Below are 15,239 nucleotides of genomic sequence, written 5' to 3'. Positions count from 1 at the left end.
ACTAATCGCCTTTATTCGTTCCTGCGCCTGATACGCCAGATCAGATACGCTGTCATCCCCAACCATACAAGCGCAAGGCCGAACCATGTGACAACATATTCCAGATGGCGGTTGGGAATACCGGCGCTGGTGACTGGAAATGGTGTGGTAACGGGGGTTTCCTCGGAACTGAGGCGCTGCACCAGCAACACAGGTTCCGTGCCCAGTTTGGCGGCCATTCCCGCCACATCACGGGCAAACCAGATGTTCTTGGTCGTGTCCGGTTCGGGAATCGAGGCGCCTGCCTCGTCCGGCCATAACAGATTGCCAATGATCCGCGCCCGAATGGCGGGGCGCGGGGCATCTTTGGCAGGGATGGCAACAAAGCCGCGATCCAGCATGATCCGCCGCCCGCCGTCTGTTTCAAAAGCGCTGATAATCCGGCACCCCGGCCCCGTGTCCTTGGTGCTGGCCAAAACATGGATTTCATCCGCCGTGATCTGCCCCTGCACATCCACAGGCAAAAACTGGTCCACCGCCTTATCGGGATGATCTGGCAACGGCACAGGTTCCGCCGCAATCACCCTGTCGATTTCGGCCAGCATCGCATTTTTCCACTGCAACCGCTGCAACTGCCACACCCCCAAGGAAACCAGTATCGCGGCCCCGACCAGACCGAACAACAAAGGCACAAGGACAGGTTTCTTCAACACATCTCTCCCAAACGAAAAGCGCGGCCAATACCCGACCGCGCCCATCTTTGTTCTACAAATATCCTCGCGCGAAGCGCAAGAAAACTCTTGTTAACCGCCCCAGATATAAATCGCCGCAAACAAAAACAGCCAAACCACATCCACAAAATGCCAGTACCACGCTGCCGCTTCAAACCCGACATGTTGTTCCGGCGTGAAATGCCCTTTCAGCGCGCGGATCAGGATAATGGTCAGGAATATCGTGCCGACAATTACATGGAAGCCGTGGAACCCCGTCGCCATATAGAATGTGGACGGGTAAATCCCGTCGGTAAATCCGAATGCCGCGTGGCTGTATTCGTACGCCTGAAAAAACGTAAACAGCGCCCCCAGCCCGATGCCGATTGCCAGCCCCGTGACCATATCCTTGCGGTTGTTTTCATGTGCCAGCGCATGGTGCGCCCATGTCACCGCGACCCCCGACAACAACAGGATCAAGGTGTTGATCAGCGGCAAATGCCATGGATCAAAGGTTTCGATCCCCGCCGGTGGCCAGACACCTTCCACTTTGGGATAACCTTCGGTCATCGGAAACAGCGCGCTTTTGAAAAACGCCCAGAACCATGCCGCAAAGAACATGATTTCCGACAGGATAAACAGCACAAAGCCATAGCGCAGGCCGATCCGCACCACCGGCGTGTGATCCCCTGTTTGCCCTTCGTGCACCACTTCGGACCACCAGCCATACATGACATACAAAACGCCAATCAATCCGGCAAAGAACATCCATGGCCCGCCGTCAGCAATGTACAGCACCGCCCCGCCCAGCATGATCAGGGCGGCCAAGGCCCCCAGCAGCGGCCAGATAGAAGGTTCAAGGATGTGGTAGTCGTGGTTCTTTTCGTGTGCCATTTTCGGCGTCCCCCTGTTCTTTGGGATAGTTTCTATTGGCCCAGATCCGTTGGCAGCGCGCGCGCCTCGGTCTGTGGCAGTTCGGTTTCGTGGAACGTATAGGACAGCGTGATGTGCTTGATATATTTCGCATCCCTGTCCGTTACGATTTCGGGATCGATATAGAAGGTCACGGGCATCTGCACCCGTTCCCCCGGTTGCAGCACCTGTTCGGTAAAGCAAAAGCAGTCGATCTTGGTAAAAAAACCGCCCGCATCATAGGGCACGACATTATAGCTGGCCGTGCCGGCGATCACCCGGTCGGTAGGGTTGTAGGCCTCATAAAAGGCCAGCCCCGTCTGGCCGATCTTTAACTCCATCTCGCGCACCATGGGTTTGAACTCCCACGGCATATCGCGGTCTTTCGAGGCGTCAAAGCGCACCGTGATCATCCGGTCCAGAACCACGTCTGAACCACTCTCGGCCACATTGGTCGTACCGCCAAAGCCGGTGACCTTGCAAAACCAGTTGTAAAACGGCACCGAGGCCCAGGCCATCGCCCCCATGAACACCACAACCCCGACGGTTTGCAGCACGGTTTTGCTTTTGGCATCCAGCCGGCTCATTCGCTGGGCACCTCTGGCGTCATACTGATGCGCGGCGAATGATCCGCCGCTTCCATCTTGTCGCCGCTCTGCATTTTGGCCACGGTCACGCCGTAAACCAGTACCACAAATGCCAGCAATGCAAGCCCGACGCCCGCGTTGCGGCCAAAACGGCGGCGGTGGATTTCATGTTCTTTTGCAATCGCCATTCTACCAGCCCCCCATGCCAAAGCTGCGCAATATACCCTCGGCCAGCAGCGCGCCGAAATGCAGAAACAGATAGAGCAGCGAAATACGGAAAAACTTGCGCTCGGCGGCGTATTTGTCGGCCACCGCCGCCTCTTCGCTGCGCCGCCATATTTTCACCGCCCCCGCGATGAACCACGCATTCAGCAGCACCGATGCCGTCAGGTAAACCGGCCCGCCAATGCTGGTGAACCCTGCGCCCACGGCCACAGGGGCCAGCAACAGCGTATAGACCAGAATATGCGCCCGCGTGACCCGCCGCCCGTGGGTGACGGGCAGCATCGGAATGCCGGCCTTGGTGTAATCATCGTTCATAAACAGCGCCAGCGACCAGAAATGCGGCGGGGTCCACATGAAGATGATGGAAAACATCAACACGCTTTCGATAGAAATGCCACCGGTTGCCACCGCCCAGCCGATCATCGGCGGGAAAGCCCCTGCCGCGCCACCGATCACGATGTTCTGCGGCGTGCGCCGTTTCAGGCCCATCGTATAGACCACGACGTAAAAGAAAATGGTAAAGGCCAGCAATCCGGCGGCCACGAAATTCGCCGCCAGCCCCAACATCACAACCGCCATCACCGACAGCGTCAGGCCAAAGGCCTTGGCCTCGCCCGCGGTGATCTTGCCCGCCGGAATAGGCCGCTTGCGGGTGCGTTTCATCAGTGCGTCCACATCGGCCTCCCACCACATGTTCAGGGCGCCCGACGCCCCGCCGCCAATGGCGATAAACAGGATCGCGGCAAACCCGATGATCGGATGCACCGACACAGGGGCCACCAGCAACCCGACAAAGGCGGTGAACACAACCAGCGACATGACGCGCGGTTTCAGCAGGGCAAAGAAATCACCAAACCCGGCCTCGTTGTCATATGAGGTGGTATTCAGACTTGCATCGCTCATTTTGTTGCCTCCTGGCAGTTGGCCGAAAACCCATCCCGCCCCGACCGTCACCGGTAGGGCGGGGTTTACCCCGCCTTAGTTGGACGCAACCGCAATCGCGGAGGGAACATTGGCATATTCCGCCTTGGCGCCTTGCAGCCATGCCTCGTATTTCTCGGGGCTGACCGCCTTGACCGTGATCGGCATATAGGCGTGATCCTTGCCGCACAGCTCGGAACACTGGCCAAAATAGATGCCTTCCTTGTCGACATTGAACCACAGTTCCGCCAACCGGCCCGGCACGCCATCCTGCTTCACACCAAAGGCCGGCATGGCCCAGGAATGGATCACATCCGAGCCGGTAACCTGCATCACCACGATCTTGCCCACAGGCACAACAACGGCGGTATCGGTGGCCAGCAGGTATTCACCCTGCGTATACCCTGCCGCCTCCAGCTCGTCGCGCGCCAGCATCATGCTGTCGAATTCAAATCCGTCATCAACATATTCATAAGTCCAGAACCACTGGTTGCCCGTCACCTTGATGGTTAGGTCCGCTTCGGGAATTTCCTGACTGTTGAACAGCACCGGTAGCGAAAACGCACCAATGAACACCAGAATGATGATCGGGATCAGCGTCCATGCAATTTCCAGCGGTGAGTTATGGGTAAATCCTGCCGGTTCCGGATTGGCCTTGCGGTTATAGCGTACGATCACGATCAGCAGCAGCAGCGTCACAAAGATCGTAATGACCGCGATAATCCACAGCACCATCCCGTCCAGCCATTGCAAATCTGTCGCAACCGAAGTGCTGGCAGGTTGCATATTCACCCCTCTCGGGATTGGCTTTCCGATAATTTCCAACCCCTCCAGCGCATCCTGCGCCGAAGCTGAAAAACCCATAAATATAACGGAAATTGTGGCCCAAAGGCCGGGTAGTATAGTCTGTATTCGCATGTCTTGTCCCTGTTCGTATTATGGCAGCTGTTACCGCCCTGAAATTCCATGCGGCCCTCCAGCGGCCGGAATTTCATTGTTTCCACTTTCATTGAAACCATATTAAGCCCACATGAATCAAGAAATACCTGCATAAACCGCGCGAATAATATATTCCGCACTTGCAAACATAAGGAAAGAACATGGCCGATACCGGATTTCGCCCGCTAGAAAACGCCCTTGATCGGGACCGCACTCTGGACCTGCTGAAACAGGCCACGGACGGGGCGGACGATGGCGAGTTGTTCCTTGAGCGCCGCCGTAGCGAAGCGCTGGTGTTCGATGACGGCCGCGTGAAAACCGCCAGTTATGACGCCGCCGAAGGGTTCGGCCTGCGTGCGGTGTGCGGTGAAACCGCCGGCTATGCCCACTCCACCGAAATCACCGAAGCCGCGATCAAACGGGCTGTCAAAACCGCACGTCTGGCCGTGGGCGAAGGCGGCGGCACCTGGGCCGAGGCCCCCGCCCCCACCAACCAGCGTCTCTATACCGACCAAAACCCGATGGACGACGCCAGCTTCCCCGTCAAAATCGACACCCTACGCGAGATCGACGACTTCGCCCGCGCACTGGACAAACGCGTCATTCAGGTGTCCGCCACCATCGCCGCCAGCATTCAGGAAATCGAAATCCTGCGCCCCGAGGGACATATCATCCGTGATGTGCGCCCCATGTCCCGCGTCAATATCTCGGTGATCGTCGAGGAAAACGGCCGCCGCGAATCCGGCAGCATGGGCGGCGGTGGCCGCGCTGGCCTGACCCTGCTGATTGACCGCGCCCATTGGGAACCTGTCGCGCGCGAGGCCCTGCGCATCGCGCTGGTCAACCTGTCTGCCGTCCCCGCCCCCGCCGGCGCAATGGATGTGGTGCTGGGCAACGGCTGGCCCGGCATCCTGCTGCACGAAGCGGTCGGCCACGGGCTGGAAGGGGATTTCAACCGCAAAGGCACCTCGGCCTTTTCCGGCCTGATCGGCCAACAGGTGGCCGCCAAAGGCGTGACCGTGGTGGATGACGGCACCATCCCCGACCGGCGCGGCTCGATCAGCTTTGATGACGAGGGCACCGTTTCGGGGCGCAATGTGCTGATCGAGGACGGCATTCTTGTCGGCTATATGCAAGACCGCCAGAACGCCCGCCTGATGGGGGTCGCCCCCACCGGCAACGGGCGGCGCGAAAGCTATGCCCACGCGCCGATGCCGCGCATGACCAACACCATCATGCAGGGTGGTAACACCGACCCCCAAGACATCATCGCGGACCTGAAGGACGGTATCTATGCGGTCGGCTTCGGCGGCGGGCAGGTCGATATCACCAACGGCAAATTCGTGTTCTCCTGCACCGAGGCGTATCGCGTGCAAAACGGCAAAATCGGCAGCCCCGTCAAAGGCGCCACCCTGATCGGCGATGGCCCCGCCGCAATGAAACAGATCCGTGCGATTGGCAACGACATGGCCCTGGACCCCGGCATCGGCAACTGCGGCAAATCCGGCCAATGGGTGCCGGTGGGTGTGGGCCAGCCCACGCTGCTGATTGGCGGGCTGACAGTGGGTGGCGCGGGCTGAATTTTGCAAAAATGATAGCGCCCGACCTAGGGGGGCGTCGATACGATTTCTTGGCAAACCAACGCTCCGAAACCCGCAACGTTCCAATAATTCGAAACCTGGCAAAAGCGCCCTCCTGGGGGAGGTCGGGCGCTATCATTTTTGCAAAATGACGGGGGTTGTTATTTACCGCAACCGGAACCTGTTGCGCAGACCAAGGCCAAGAAAAAACAGCAGGATAAAACCAGCAACCGTCTGAACCCCGCCAGTCACCTGCAACACTGCATTCAATTCCTCTTCTCCGAAATATCGTTTGTGGAAACCAAAGAACGAAAACAAATTGGCAAAGCTCCAGCCCATCGCCGACGGGACCGAATGCCAGTCCGGATACCACTCCCCCTGAACGGCTTCCAGTTTGGCAATCATCCCCGAAAGCCAGACCACAAACAACCACCCCGCAGGCCGCAGCACCGAACTGCCAAAATCCGATACCCTCTCGAACAGATCATACAGCAGGCGCATCGCTTTGCTTTCCTCGACCTCCCGCTTGCACCGCATCTCCTGCCGGTTGAAAAACTGCTCCTCGTCGATCTGCACAGACCGGTTCATGAACAGCCGCAACCGGTTATAGGCGCGTTTCTGGTCGGCGGCGGGCATGACCGAAACAGGCTTATGATACTCGTTAGTCTTTATTGCCCCTTTAATTGGGGGCCAGAATAACTGATCACTTCCTCTTGTTGAAAAAACAGGTCCATCGCTCAAAATGGCCCCATGAAACTGCGGTATTGAAGTAATAAACTTCGAATGGTTAAATTGTATGCTTCCATTAAAATTGGCATTATTAAAGATCATGCGGTCATGAGAAACAGCGTCGTCAAACACAGCCATACTATTAAATCTTGCATGTATAAAATCCGCGATACCAAGAAAAACAACTGAGCCGAAACCAGCTACTGAGGAAAACTTTACAAAGGAAAATGATGCATAACCTAAGAACTTGGCAGAGTTAAATATAGTAGCACTTCTAAATACTGAATGCTCAAAAGCAGCTAAATTCTGAAATACAGCCTTGCCAAATAAGGCGCCACCAACAAATGCAAATCTATCAAAGACTACAGGTTTGTTATAATAAACCTGTGAAAAATCATACGTGTCCTCAATGGATGAAATTTGCACCGCCTCAACATCAACACGTTGCATTCTTAATGCAAATTCTTGATTGATTCCATCCCATTCCTCATCGCTTAGTGGTTTCAATTCGATCTCTGGTAAATCCAGCTTTTCAGCTAATTTCTTTCGTTCCTCATCATTTAAACTGCGACAAGACCACCCATTCCAAGCCCGCCTGTTCTTAGCAGCAAGTATCTGATCATAGTTCCCAATATCGGCCTCCTCCGCCTGCTCCCCATAAATCGTCGCCAGCACATACCACGGGTTCTTGTTCGCCGCCTGCAACCGCACCCCGTCATTGCGGATAGCATCGCCGTCTTCCAGCACCTCGATAATCTCGTGCGCCGGTTTGCTCGGGTCTGTCAGTTTCTCGGTCACTATAGTATTCCTTACCGTCAATCCCCCCCACAATGCGCCACCCGCATTGGTGGTGCAAGCCTGCAAAACCCGAAGGTGGCGAACAGCCCGCACCCTTGTCATCCCCGCGCAAGCGGGGACCTCCCGAACCCAGGAGCTGTGCTGAAATAGGTCCCCGCTTGCGCGGGGATGACAGCGTTGCAAAATCCTTACCCCTTGCGCCTTTTTCCTGCGAACCACTCGCAATCTGCGCCTGCCGCCCTATATAAACCCCATGAACAGACGACAATTCACCACCCGCCTCGCCGCCCTTTTCGCCGCCCCCGCCCTGCCTGCCAGTGCCGTTTCCGCCGCTGCCAGTGCGCCCGTGGCCGCCCCGATCGCCGTGTCCACAGGTGCGTCCTCATGGGCCAGTTACCTGATGGCGATGCACAAAACCTGCACCCCGACGATGCTGAAATCCGTGCTGAATGTGTCCGAAGGCATGGCCGAAACCCTGCATTCCCGCATGGTGTCAGAGGGCATCATTCAGGATGGCAATCGCGTTGTGCGCGAGGTAAAACAGCGCATCAAATCCGCGCTGGAGACCCCGGACATGCCCCGAACCCGCCCCGCTGTTGCCGAAGATATGGATGCCCTTGCCGACATCTGGTTCGATGGCTGGTTTGAAGCCCACGCTGATCATGTTCCCGATGAACTCAAGGCGTTACGCAACAGTGACAGCTTGCGCATCCGGCTGGAAAACATGCTGGAAACCACCGATGTTGTCGGCCCTGTTGGCGCCCCTGTCGGGTTTTGCACGGTCAAGGGTGATGAAATCTACCAGTTTTACGTCTCCCCTGCGGCCCGTGGAACAGGCACCGCCGATGCGCTGATCCAAGCTGGCGAAAAGCGGTTGAAAGACAGTGAAATCGAGGTTGGCCAGCTTTGGGTGATCCCCCAAAACGCCCGCGCCATCGCCTTTTACCAGCGCAACGGCTGGGATGGCGATGCGCTGGAAAATGTGCCGCTGGATACAGCCGAAGGTCCCTACCTGCTGCCCTGCCGGATTTTGCAAAAGGCGCTGTAAACCAACTGTTAACCATCTTCGCCCATAGTGAGTCGCGCATATAGACGGAGCGACAATGGCCGAGGATTTATTCTCTTCACACCCCACCACACTCACCCCACCCAAAGGGGATGATGACCGGCTGGCGTGGCTCCGTCTGTTGCGATCGCGCAGGGTCGGGGTTTCGACATTTTTCCGGCTGATGCGTGAACACGGGTCGGCGCAGAAATCGCTGGCCGCCCTGCCCGAAACCGCCCGCGCGGCCGGGGTGCAGGATTACACGGTCTGCCCCGAAGGCGTGGCCGTTGCCGAAATGAAAGCCGCCAAGGCCGTGGGCGCAACGATGGTCTGCTATGGCGACGCGACCTACCCCGCCACCCTGACCGACATCCCCGATCCGCCGCCGTTGCTGTGGTGCATTGGTGACACCGCCCTGATGGCCCGCCCGATGGTGGCGATGGTGGGCGCACGCAACGCATCCTCGCTAGGCACCCGCATGGCGCGTAAACTGGCCGAAGGGCTGACCGACACCGGTTATGTTGTGGTTTCCGGCCTTGCCCGCGGTATCGATACCGCCGCCCATCTGGCCGCGCTGGATGGTGGCACCATCGCTGTGCAGGCCGGTGGCGTCGACGTGATCTATCCGCGCGAAAACGCTGCCCTTGCCGATGATATCGCCAAAACCGGTCTGCGCCTGTCGGAAATTGCCATCGGCACCCAGCCACAGGCCCGCCATTTCCCGCGTCGCAACCGGATTATTTCCGGTATGGCCAACGCTGTTGTGGTGGTCGAGGCTGCCGCACGATCGGGCAGCCTGATCACCGCCAAGAACGCACTGGATCAGGGGCGCGATGTGCTGGCGGTGCCGGGCCATCCGTTCGACGCCCGCGCCTTTGGCTGCAATGCGCTGCTGCGGGACGGGGCAACATTGGTGCGATCCGCCGAAGATGTGATCGAGGCGATTGGGAAGGAACAGGTTGCCCAACCTGCGCCGATACCGCAACAGCCCCCCAAACCCGAACGCAGCTTGCGCGACACCTCGAAACTGCACAGTGAAATCCTGTCGCGGCTTGGCCCCAGCCCCTTGGCCGAGGACCAGTTGATCCGTGATCTGGAACTGCCCAGTCAAAAGGTCGCGCCCGAATTGCTGAACCTTGAACTGGACGGCAAAATCATCCGCGCGCCCGGTGGCTTGCTGTCACTGGCCCATTAGATCCTGTTTCCAAATGGTGTAAATATCCCCGCCGGAGGCATTAAAAGTTTTCTTGCCTCCGGCGGGGATATTTACACAAAAGAGAAGCCCGATGCGCCCGATACCCAGACAACAGATTTCATGCCCCATTGACATTTGATCCGATCCCCCCTCTTTTGCCCCGCCATTAGCTCTGTTGCTTGAGTCGAGAGGAATTTCATGCCCGTCGTCGTTGTCGAATCCCCAGCCAAGGCCAAAACCATCAATAAATACTTGGGGGATGACTATACCGTTCTGGCCTCGTACGGGCACGTTCGCGATCTGCCGCCAAAGGATGGATCGGTCGATACGGAACACGATTTCGCGATGAAATGGGAAATCGGATATGATTCCCGCAAGCACGTCAAAGCCATCGCCGACGCCCTGAAAGACGACAACGAACTGATCCTCGCAACCGACCCCGACCGCGAGGGCGAGGCCATCAGCTGGCATCTGGAAGAGGCGTTGCGCAAGCGCAAATCGATCAAGAAAGACACCCCCGTTTCCCGCGTGGTATTCAACGCCATCACCAAATCCGCCGTCACCGAAGCGATGAAAAATCCGCGTCAGGTGGATATGCCGCTGGTCGAGGCATACCTTGCCCGCCGCGCGCTGGATTATCTGGTGGGGTTCAACCTGTCGCCGGTTCTGTGGCGCAAATTGCCCGGCGCAAAATCTGCCGGACGGGTGCAATCGGTCTGTCTGCGCCTGATCGTCGAGCGCGAGATGGAGATCGAGGCCTTTAATGCCCGCGAATACTGGAGCGTCAAAGCCGCCTTGACCACACCGCGCGGTCAGGCCTTCGAGGCGCGTCTGACCCATCTGGCCGGCTCGAAACTGGACAAATTCGATCTGGAAAACAGCACCGCCGCCGAACTGGCCGTGCAGGCGGTCAACAGCCGTGATCTGATGGTGCAAAAGGTCGAGGCAAAACCGGCCAACCGCAACCCCTCCGCCCCCTTCATGACCTCGACCCTGCAACAAGAGGCCTCGCGCAAATTCGGCTTTGGCGCCCGCCAGACGATGAGCACCGCACAGCGCCTGTATGAAGCCGGTTACATCACCTATATGCGGACCGACGGCATCGACATGGCCCCCGAGGCCGTAACCGCCGCCCGCGCCGAAATCGAAAGCCGTTATGGCAAGGAATACGTCCCCGCCAAACAGCGTATCTACAAGAACAAGGCCAAGAACGCGCAAGAGGCCCACGAATGTATCCGCCCGACCGATATGTCGGTGGATGCGGGCAAACTGGCGCGGCTGGAGGCCGATCAGCGCAAGCTGTATGATCTGGTCTGGAAGCGCACGCTGGCCAGCCAGATGGAACAGGCCCGTCTTGAGCGCACTTCGGTTGATGTGGGCAGCGATGACGGGCAGGTTGTTTTGCGCGCCACCGGTCAGGTGGTGTTGTTTGACGGCTTTATGAAGGTCTATGAAGAGGGCCGCGATGATGCGGTGGTGGATGACGACGACAAGCGCCTGCCGCAGGTTGCCGAGGGCGACGCGGTTGACAAAAAATCCGTCACCCCCGAGCAGCATTTCACCCAGCCCCCCCCCCGTTTCACCGAGGCAACCCTGGTCAAACGTATGGAAGAATTGGGCATCGGCCGTCCCTCGACCTATGCCTCGGTCATCACCACGATTCAGGACCGCGAATATGTCCGCAAGGAAAAGAACCGCCTGTTCCCCGAGGACAAGGGGCGGATGGTCACCGTTTTCCTGCTGAACTTTTTTCGCAAATATGTCGGGTACGAATTTACCGCCAATCTGGAAGAGGAACTGGACGACGTTTCCGCCGGCAACCGCAACTATAAAAACGTGCTGGACCGGTTCTGGAAAGATTTTTCCGCCGCGATTGCGGAAACCAGCGAATTGCGCATTTCCGAGGTGCTGGACAAGCTGGACGAAGCCTTGGCACCGGTCCTGTATCCGCCACGCGAAGACGGGTCCGACCCGCGTGTCTGCCCGTTGTGTGGCGAAGGCAAGCTGCATCTGAAAACCTCGCGCAGTGGCGGGTTTGTCGGCTGTGGTAACTATCCCGAATGTCGCTATACCCGTCCGCTGGGCGGGGAAAACGGCGAAAATGGCGACCGCGTTCTGGGCATGGATGGCGAGGATGAAATCTCGTTGCGCTCGGGCCGGTTCGGCCCCTATGTACAGCGCGGCGAAGTCACCGAAGACAATAAGAAACCGCCACGCGCCAGCCTGCCCAAGGGCTGGAAAGCCGAGGATATGACGCTGGAAAAGGCGCTGACCCTGCTAAGTCTGCCGCGGTTTGTCGGTGATCACCCTGATGGTGGCAAGGTGGAAACCAATATCGGGCGATATGGGCCTTATGTGCTGCACACCACAGTGGACGAGGATGGCAAGGAGCAAAAGCTTTATGCCAACATCCCCGATGTGGAAGAAGTCTTTACCATCGGCATGAACCGCGCTGTCGAAGTGCTGGCCGAGAAACGCGCCAATGGTGGCGGACGCGGGCGCACAGCAGCCAAGCCTTTGAAAGAACTGGGTGAACACCCGACCGAGGGTGGCCCCGTCAACGTGATGGACGGGCGTTACGGGCCATATGTAAAATGGGCCAAGGTCAACGCGACCCTGCCAAAGGATGTGGAACCGGCGGATGTGACAATGGATATGGCGGTGGAACTGATCACCGCCAAGGCCGCCAAAAAGGGCGGGCGAAAGAAGGCGGCGCCCAAGAAGAAGAAGGCAACCGCCAAGAAAAAACCGGCAACGAAAAAGAAATCCTAGCGCCGTTTCTGTCCCACAGCGAGCCCTTCTAGAACAAGTGATATTGCGTCAAAGTAGGGTGTTTCATTTGCGCCATTTGCAATCGCCAATGCAGCGCGATCGAATGCGGCAGATATTATTTCTGCCAACGCAGCAAGCGGTGCTGCATTGTCAGATAGCAAAGCGCTCAAGCCTTCTTTCAACGCATTTCCCCCCGTTGTTGCGTCAATAGATACCATTTCCTTCTGACCCAAGACCGCTGGGCCGTCTAACAATAACAACCTAACTCGACCGGGTTTCTGCATTGATTTGAAATAGGATTTTGCCCCTTCCCGCAACGCCTCTGCAGCGTTTGAATTGGCATTCGAATGCAACGCAATATCGTTCGCCACATCATTGGCTTCGGCCAACACCACCGCGCGAAACAAGTCCGTTTTATCGGCGAAATGGTGATAAAGCGCGCCGCGGGTCACTTGGGCGGCTTTTACAATTTCAGGTGTACCGGTTTCGGCAAACCCTTTTTGGGCAAACAGCTTGCGGGACACCGTTATCAGGCGTGCCCGCATTTCTTCGCTGCGAGCTTTGTTTGATCGTCGAGTCGATTTCTCTTGCATACATACACCTTGTATGTTTAATAACGTATACATTCACTATGTATGTTTATATGAAGGGATACAACCATGAAATGCACACAATATTACCCAGTCATTCAAACTGACGATGTTTCTGGAACCGTCAGATTCTATTGTGAACACTTCGGCTTTACCCCGCTGTTCGAAGCCGACTGGTATGTTCATCTGCAATCCAAAAACGCTCCGGAAGTGAATTTGGCAATCCTTAACGGACAACACGAGACGATCCCCCAAAAGGCCCGAGGAAAAACATCCGGGTTAATCCTGAATTTCGAAGTCGAGGATGTTGATACTGTTCACAACCAAATCGAATCAGCTGGATTGCCAATTTTGAAATCCCTGCGTGACGAAGAATTCGGACAACGTCATTTTATCACGTCTGACCCAAATGGTGTTCTGATCGACATCATTACACCAATCCCTCCGAGCGGCGATTTTGTTGCACAATACGAAGACAGTGCCCTTCCCAACTGACGCGAAAATCACTTGCCCGGTGATTGACTCTTGATGCAGCCCCCGTCACACATCGTTGCAAGTGACACAATATTCGGGGGTCCATTCATGAAAAAGATATATGCATCAGCGGCTGACGCGCTGGATGGTTTGCTAAAGGACGGAATGTTCATTGCAGCGGGCGGGTTCGGCCTGTGCGGCATTCCTGAATTGCTGCTGAACGCCATTCGGGACGCGGGCACCAAGGATCTGACATTTGCATCCAATAACGCCGGTGTAGACGATTTCGGTATCGGGATATTGCTACAAACCAAGCAGGTCAAAAAAATGATGTCCTCTTACGTCGGGGAAAACGCCGAATTCATGCGCCAGTATCTGAGCGGCGAGCTGGAGCTGGAATTCAATCCGCAGGGCACTTTGGCTGAACGGATGCGCGCCGGTGGCGCCGGTATCCCCGGGTTTTACACCAAAACCGGTGTTGGAACGGTGATCGCCGAGGGCAAGGAACACAAGGATTTCGACGGCGAAACCTATATTCTGGAACGCGGGATTGTGGCCGATCTGTCGATCATCAAGGCATGGAAGGCGGATGAAACCGGCAACCTTATTTTCCGCAAAACCGCGCGCAATTTCAACGTGCCTGCGGGCAAATGCGGCCGCGTCTGTGTGGCCGAGGTCGAGGAAATCGTGCCGGTAGGCAGCCTTGACCCCGATCTGATCCATATGCCTGGCATCTATGTTCACCGCATCATTCAGGGCGACCATGAAAAACGCATCGAGCAACGCACAGTTCGCCAAGCATAGGAGGGTAGGATGAGCACAGAAAACAAACCCACCGAAGCGCAAACACAACGTAAAAACGATATCCCGTCACAATTCTATGAATGGATTGTCGAGGCCCGCAAACTGGTTGATGCGCATTTCCCGAACGAGGTTTCATCGGCCCATAACGCAATGGTCGTCGAGGCCGCAAAATCCATGATGATGATGCACAAGCTGGGCGAGATCGAAATGGCAATCAACGATATTGTTTTTGAACTGGATGATCGGGAGGAGACCTGAACATGGCATGGGACCGCAATCAAATGGCTGCCCGCGCAGCACAGGAACTGCAGGATGGCTGGTATGTGAACCTTGGCATCGGCATCCCGACGCTGGTGTCCAACTATATTCCCGACGGGATCGAAGTCACCCTGCAATCGGAAAACGGTATGCTGGGTATGGGCCCCTTTCCTACCGAGGATGAAATCGACGCCGATCTGATCAACGCCGGCAAGCAGACCATCACCGAGCTGCCGCAAACCGCCTATTTCGACAGTGCCGAAAGCTTTGCCATGATCCGTGGTGGCAAAATCGCGATGGCGATTCTGGGTGCGATGGAGGTGGCCGAAAACGGTGATCTGGCCAACTGGATGATCCCCGGCAAGCTGGTCAAAGGTATGGGCGGCGCGATGGATCTGGTGGCGGGCGTTGGCCGTGTGGTGGTGGTGATGGACCACACCAACAAACACGGTGTCAGCAAATTGCTAAAGGAATGCACCCTTCCCCTGACCGGCAAGGGCGTGGTGGACCGGATCATCACCAATCTGGGCGTGCTGGATGTGGTCGAAGGCGGGTTGAAGGTGGTCGAGCTGGCCCCTGATGTCACGCAGGGCCAGATCGAAACCGCGACCGAGGCAACGCTGGTCTAAGCCAAATTTTGCCTGAAAAACCAAAGCCCCGCAGCATTTGCGGGGCTTTTCGCGCTTTCGGGGTCACTTTATCACAAAACCGCCACAGCATT

16 protein-coding genes are annotated in these 15,239 nt (G+C 56.9%); 8 read left to right on the top strand and 8 right to left on the bottom strand.

The window, feature by feature from the left end; genetic code table 11:
• Positions 1-11: 11 nt before the first annotated feature.
• From BAR1_RS03565 to coxB, 6 genes are all read right to left on the bottom strand, one after another.
• Complete coding sequence (locus BAR1_RS03565; protein ID WP_162891656.1) at positions 12-689, bottom strand: SURF1 family protein; 678 nt, start codon at positions 687-689, stop codon at positions 12-14.
• A 93-nt stretch (positions 690-782) separates the two neighbouring features.
• Entirely contained in the window at positions 783-1,583 is an 801-nt protein-coding gene (locus tag BAR1_RS03560) for a cytochrome c oxidase subunit 3 (protein ID WP_118941744.1), read from the bottom strand.
• A gap of 32 nt (positions 1,584-1,615) precedes the next feature.
• Positions 1,616-2,188, bottom strand: coding sequence for a cytochrome c oxidase assembly protein (locus BAR1_RS03555; RefSeq protein ID WP_118941743.1), 573 nt, complete (start codon positions 2,186-2,188; stop codon positions 1,616-1,618).
• Positions 2,185-2,376 (bottom strand): hypothetical protein, encoded by a 192-nt coding sequence (locus BAR1_RS03550; RefSeq protein ID WP_118941742.1) that lies wholly within the window; start codon positions 2,374-2,376, stop codon positions 2,185-2,187. Before BAR1_RS03550 ends, BAR1_RS03555 begins: the two co-directional genes overlap by 4 nt.
• A gap of 1 nt (position 2,377) precedes the next feature.
• A complete protein-coding gene (gene cyoE, locus BAR1_RS03545) occupies positions 2,378-3,316 on the bottom strand; it encodes a heme o synthase (protein ID WP_118941741.1) in 939 nt (312 codons plus the stop codon).
• Positions 3,317-3,391: 75 nt separating this feature from the next.
• Positions 3,392-4,252, bottom strand: a complete 861-nt coding sequence (gene coxB, locus BAR1_RS03540) for a cytochrome c oxidase subunit II (RefSeq protein WP_118941740.1) — start codon at positions 4,250-4,252, stop codon at positions 3,392-3,394.
• A 182-nt stretch (positions 4,253-4,434) separates the two neighbouring features.
• Between coxB and tldD the strand changes: the two genes are divergently transcribed.
• Complete coding sequence (gene tldD, locus BAR1_RS03535) at positions 4,435-5,853, top strand: metalloprotease TldD (protein WP_118941739.1); 1,419 nt, start codon at positions 4,435-4,437, stop codon at positions 5,851-5,853.
• A 165-nt stretch (positions 5,854-6,018) separates the two neighbouring features.
• Here the strand turns inward: tldD and BAR1_RS18135 are convergent, their stop codons facing one another.
• Complete coding sequence (locus BAR1_RS18135; RefSeq protein ID WP_228408714.1) at positions 6,019-7,380, bottom strand: pentapeptide repeat-containing protein; 1,362 nt, start codon at positions 7,378-7,380, stop codon at positions 6,019-6,021.
• 253 nt (positions 7,381-7,633) lie between these two features.
• On the opposite strand from BAR1_RS18135, the gene BAR1_RS03525 reads away from it, so the two are divergent.
• From BAR1_RS03525 to topA, 3 genes are all read left to right on the top strand, one after another.
• On the top strand, positions 7,634-8,428 hold the full coding sequence (locus BAR1_RS03525; protein ID WP_118941738.1) for a GNAT family N-acetyltransferase: 795 nt from the start codon (positions 7,634-7,636) through the stop codon (positions 8,426-8,428).
• Positions 8,429-8,483: 55 nt separating this feature from the next.
• Positions 8,484-9,620 (top strand): DNA-processing protein DprA, encoded by a 1,137-nt coding sequence (gene dprA / locus BAR1_RS03520; RefSeq protein WP_118941737.1) that lies wholly within the window; start codon positions 8,484-8,486, stop codon positions 9,618-9,620.
• A 198-nt stretch (positions 9,621-9,818) separates the two neighbouring features.
• Complete coding sequence (gene topA / locus BAR1_RS03515; protein WP_118941736.1) at positions 9,819-12,392, top strand: type I DNA topoisomerase; 2,574 nt, start codon at positions 9,819-9,821, stop codon at positions 12,390-12,392.
• Here topA and BAR1_RS03510 read toward each other — a convergent pair.
• Positions 12,389-12,985: a TetR/AcrR family transcriptional regulator gene (locus BAR1_RS03510; protein ID WP_118941735.1), complete on the bottom strand. Its 597-nt coding sequence runs from the start codon at positions 12,983-12,985 to the stop codon at positions 12,389-12,391. The two genes, topA and BAR1_RS03510, sit on opposite strands and share 4 nt — an antisense overlap.
• Before the next feature lie 66 nt (positions 12,986-13,051).
• On the opposite strand from BAR1_RS03510, the gene BAR1_RS03505 reads away from it, so the two are divergent.
• The 4 genes from BAR1_RS03505 (at position 13,052) to BAR1_RS03490 (ending at position 15,147) form a co-directional block, all read left to right on the top strand.
• Entirely contained in the window at positions 13,052-13,477 is a 426-nt protein-coding gene (locus tag BAR1_RS03505; RefSeq protein ID WP_118941734.1) for a VOC family protein, read from the top strand.
• Positions 13,478-13,564: 87 nt separating this feature from the next.
• Positions 13,565-14,260, top strand: coding sequence for a CoA transferase subunit A (locus BAR1_RS03500; RefSeq protein ID WP_118941733.1), 696 nt, complete (start codon positions 13,565-13,567; stop codon positions 14,258-14,260).
• 9 nt (positions 14,261-14,269) lie between these two features.
• Complete coding sequence (locus BAR1_RS03495) at positions 14,270-14,518, top strand: hypothetical protein (RefSeq protein WP_118941732.1); 249 nt, start codon at positions 14,270-14,272, stop codon at positions 14,516-14,518.
• 2 nt (positions 14,519-14,520) lie between these two features.
• Entirely contained in the window at positions 14,521-15,147 is a 627-nt protein-coding gene (locus BAR1_RS03490) for a 3-oxoacid CoA-transferase subunit B (RefSeq protein ID WP_118941731.1), read from the top strand.
• The last annotated feature ends 92 nt before the right edge of the window (positions 15,148-15,239 follow it).

Source organism: Profundibacter amoris (assembly GCF_003544895.1).
Classification (GTDB): Bacteria; Pseudomonadota; Alphaproteobacteria; order Rhodobacterales; family Rhodobacteraceae; genus Profundibacter; species Profundibacter amoris.
This window is presented reverse-complemented; position numbering and strand designations above follow the sequence as displayed.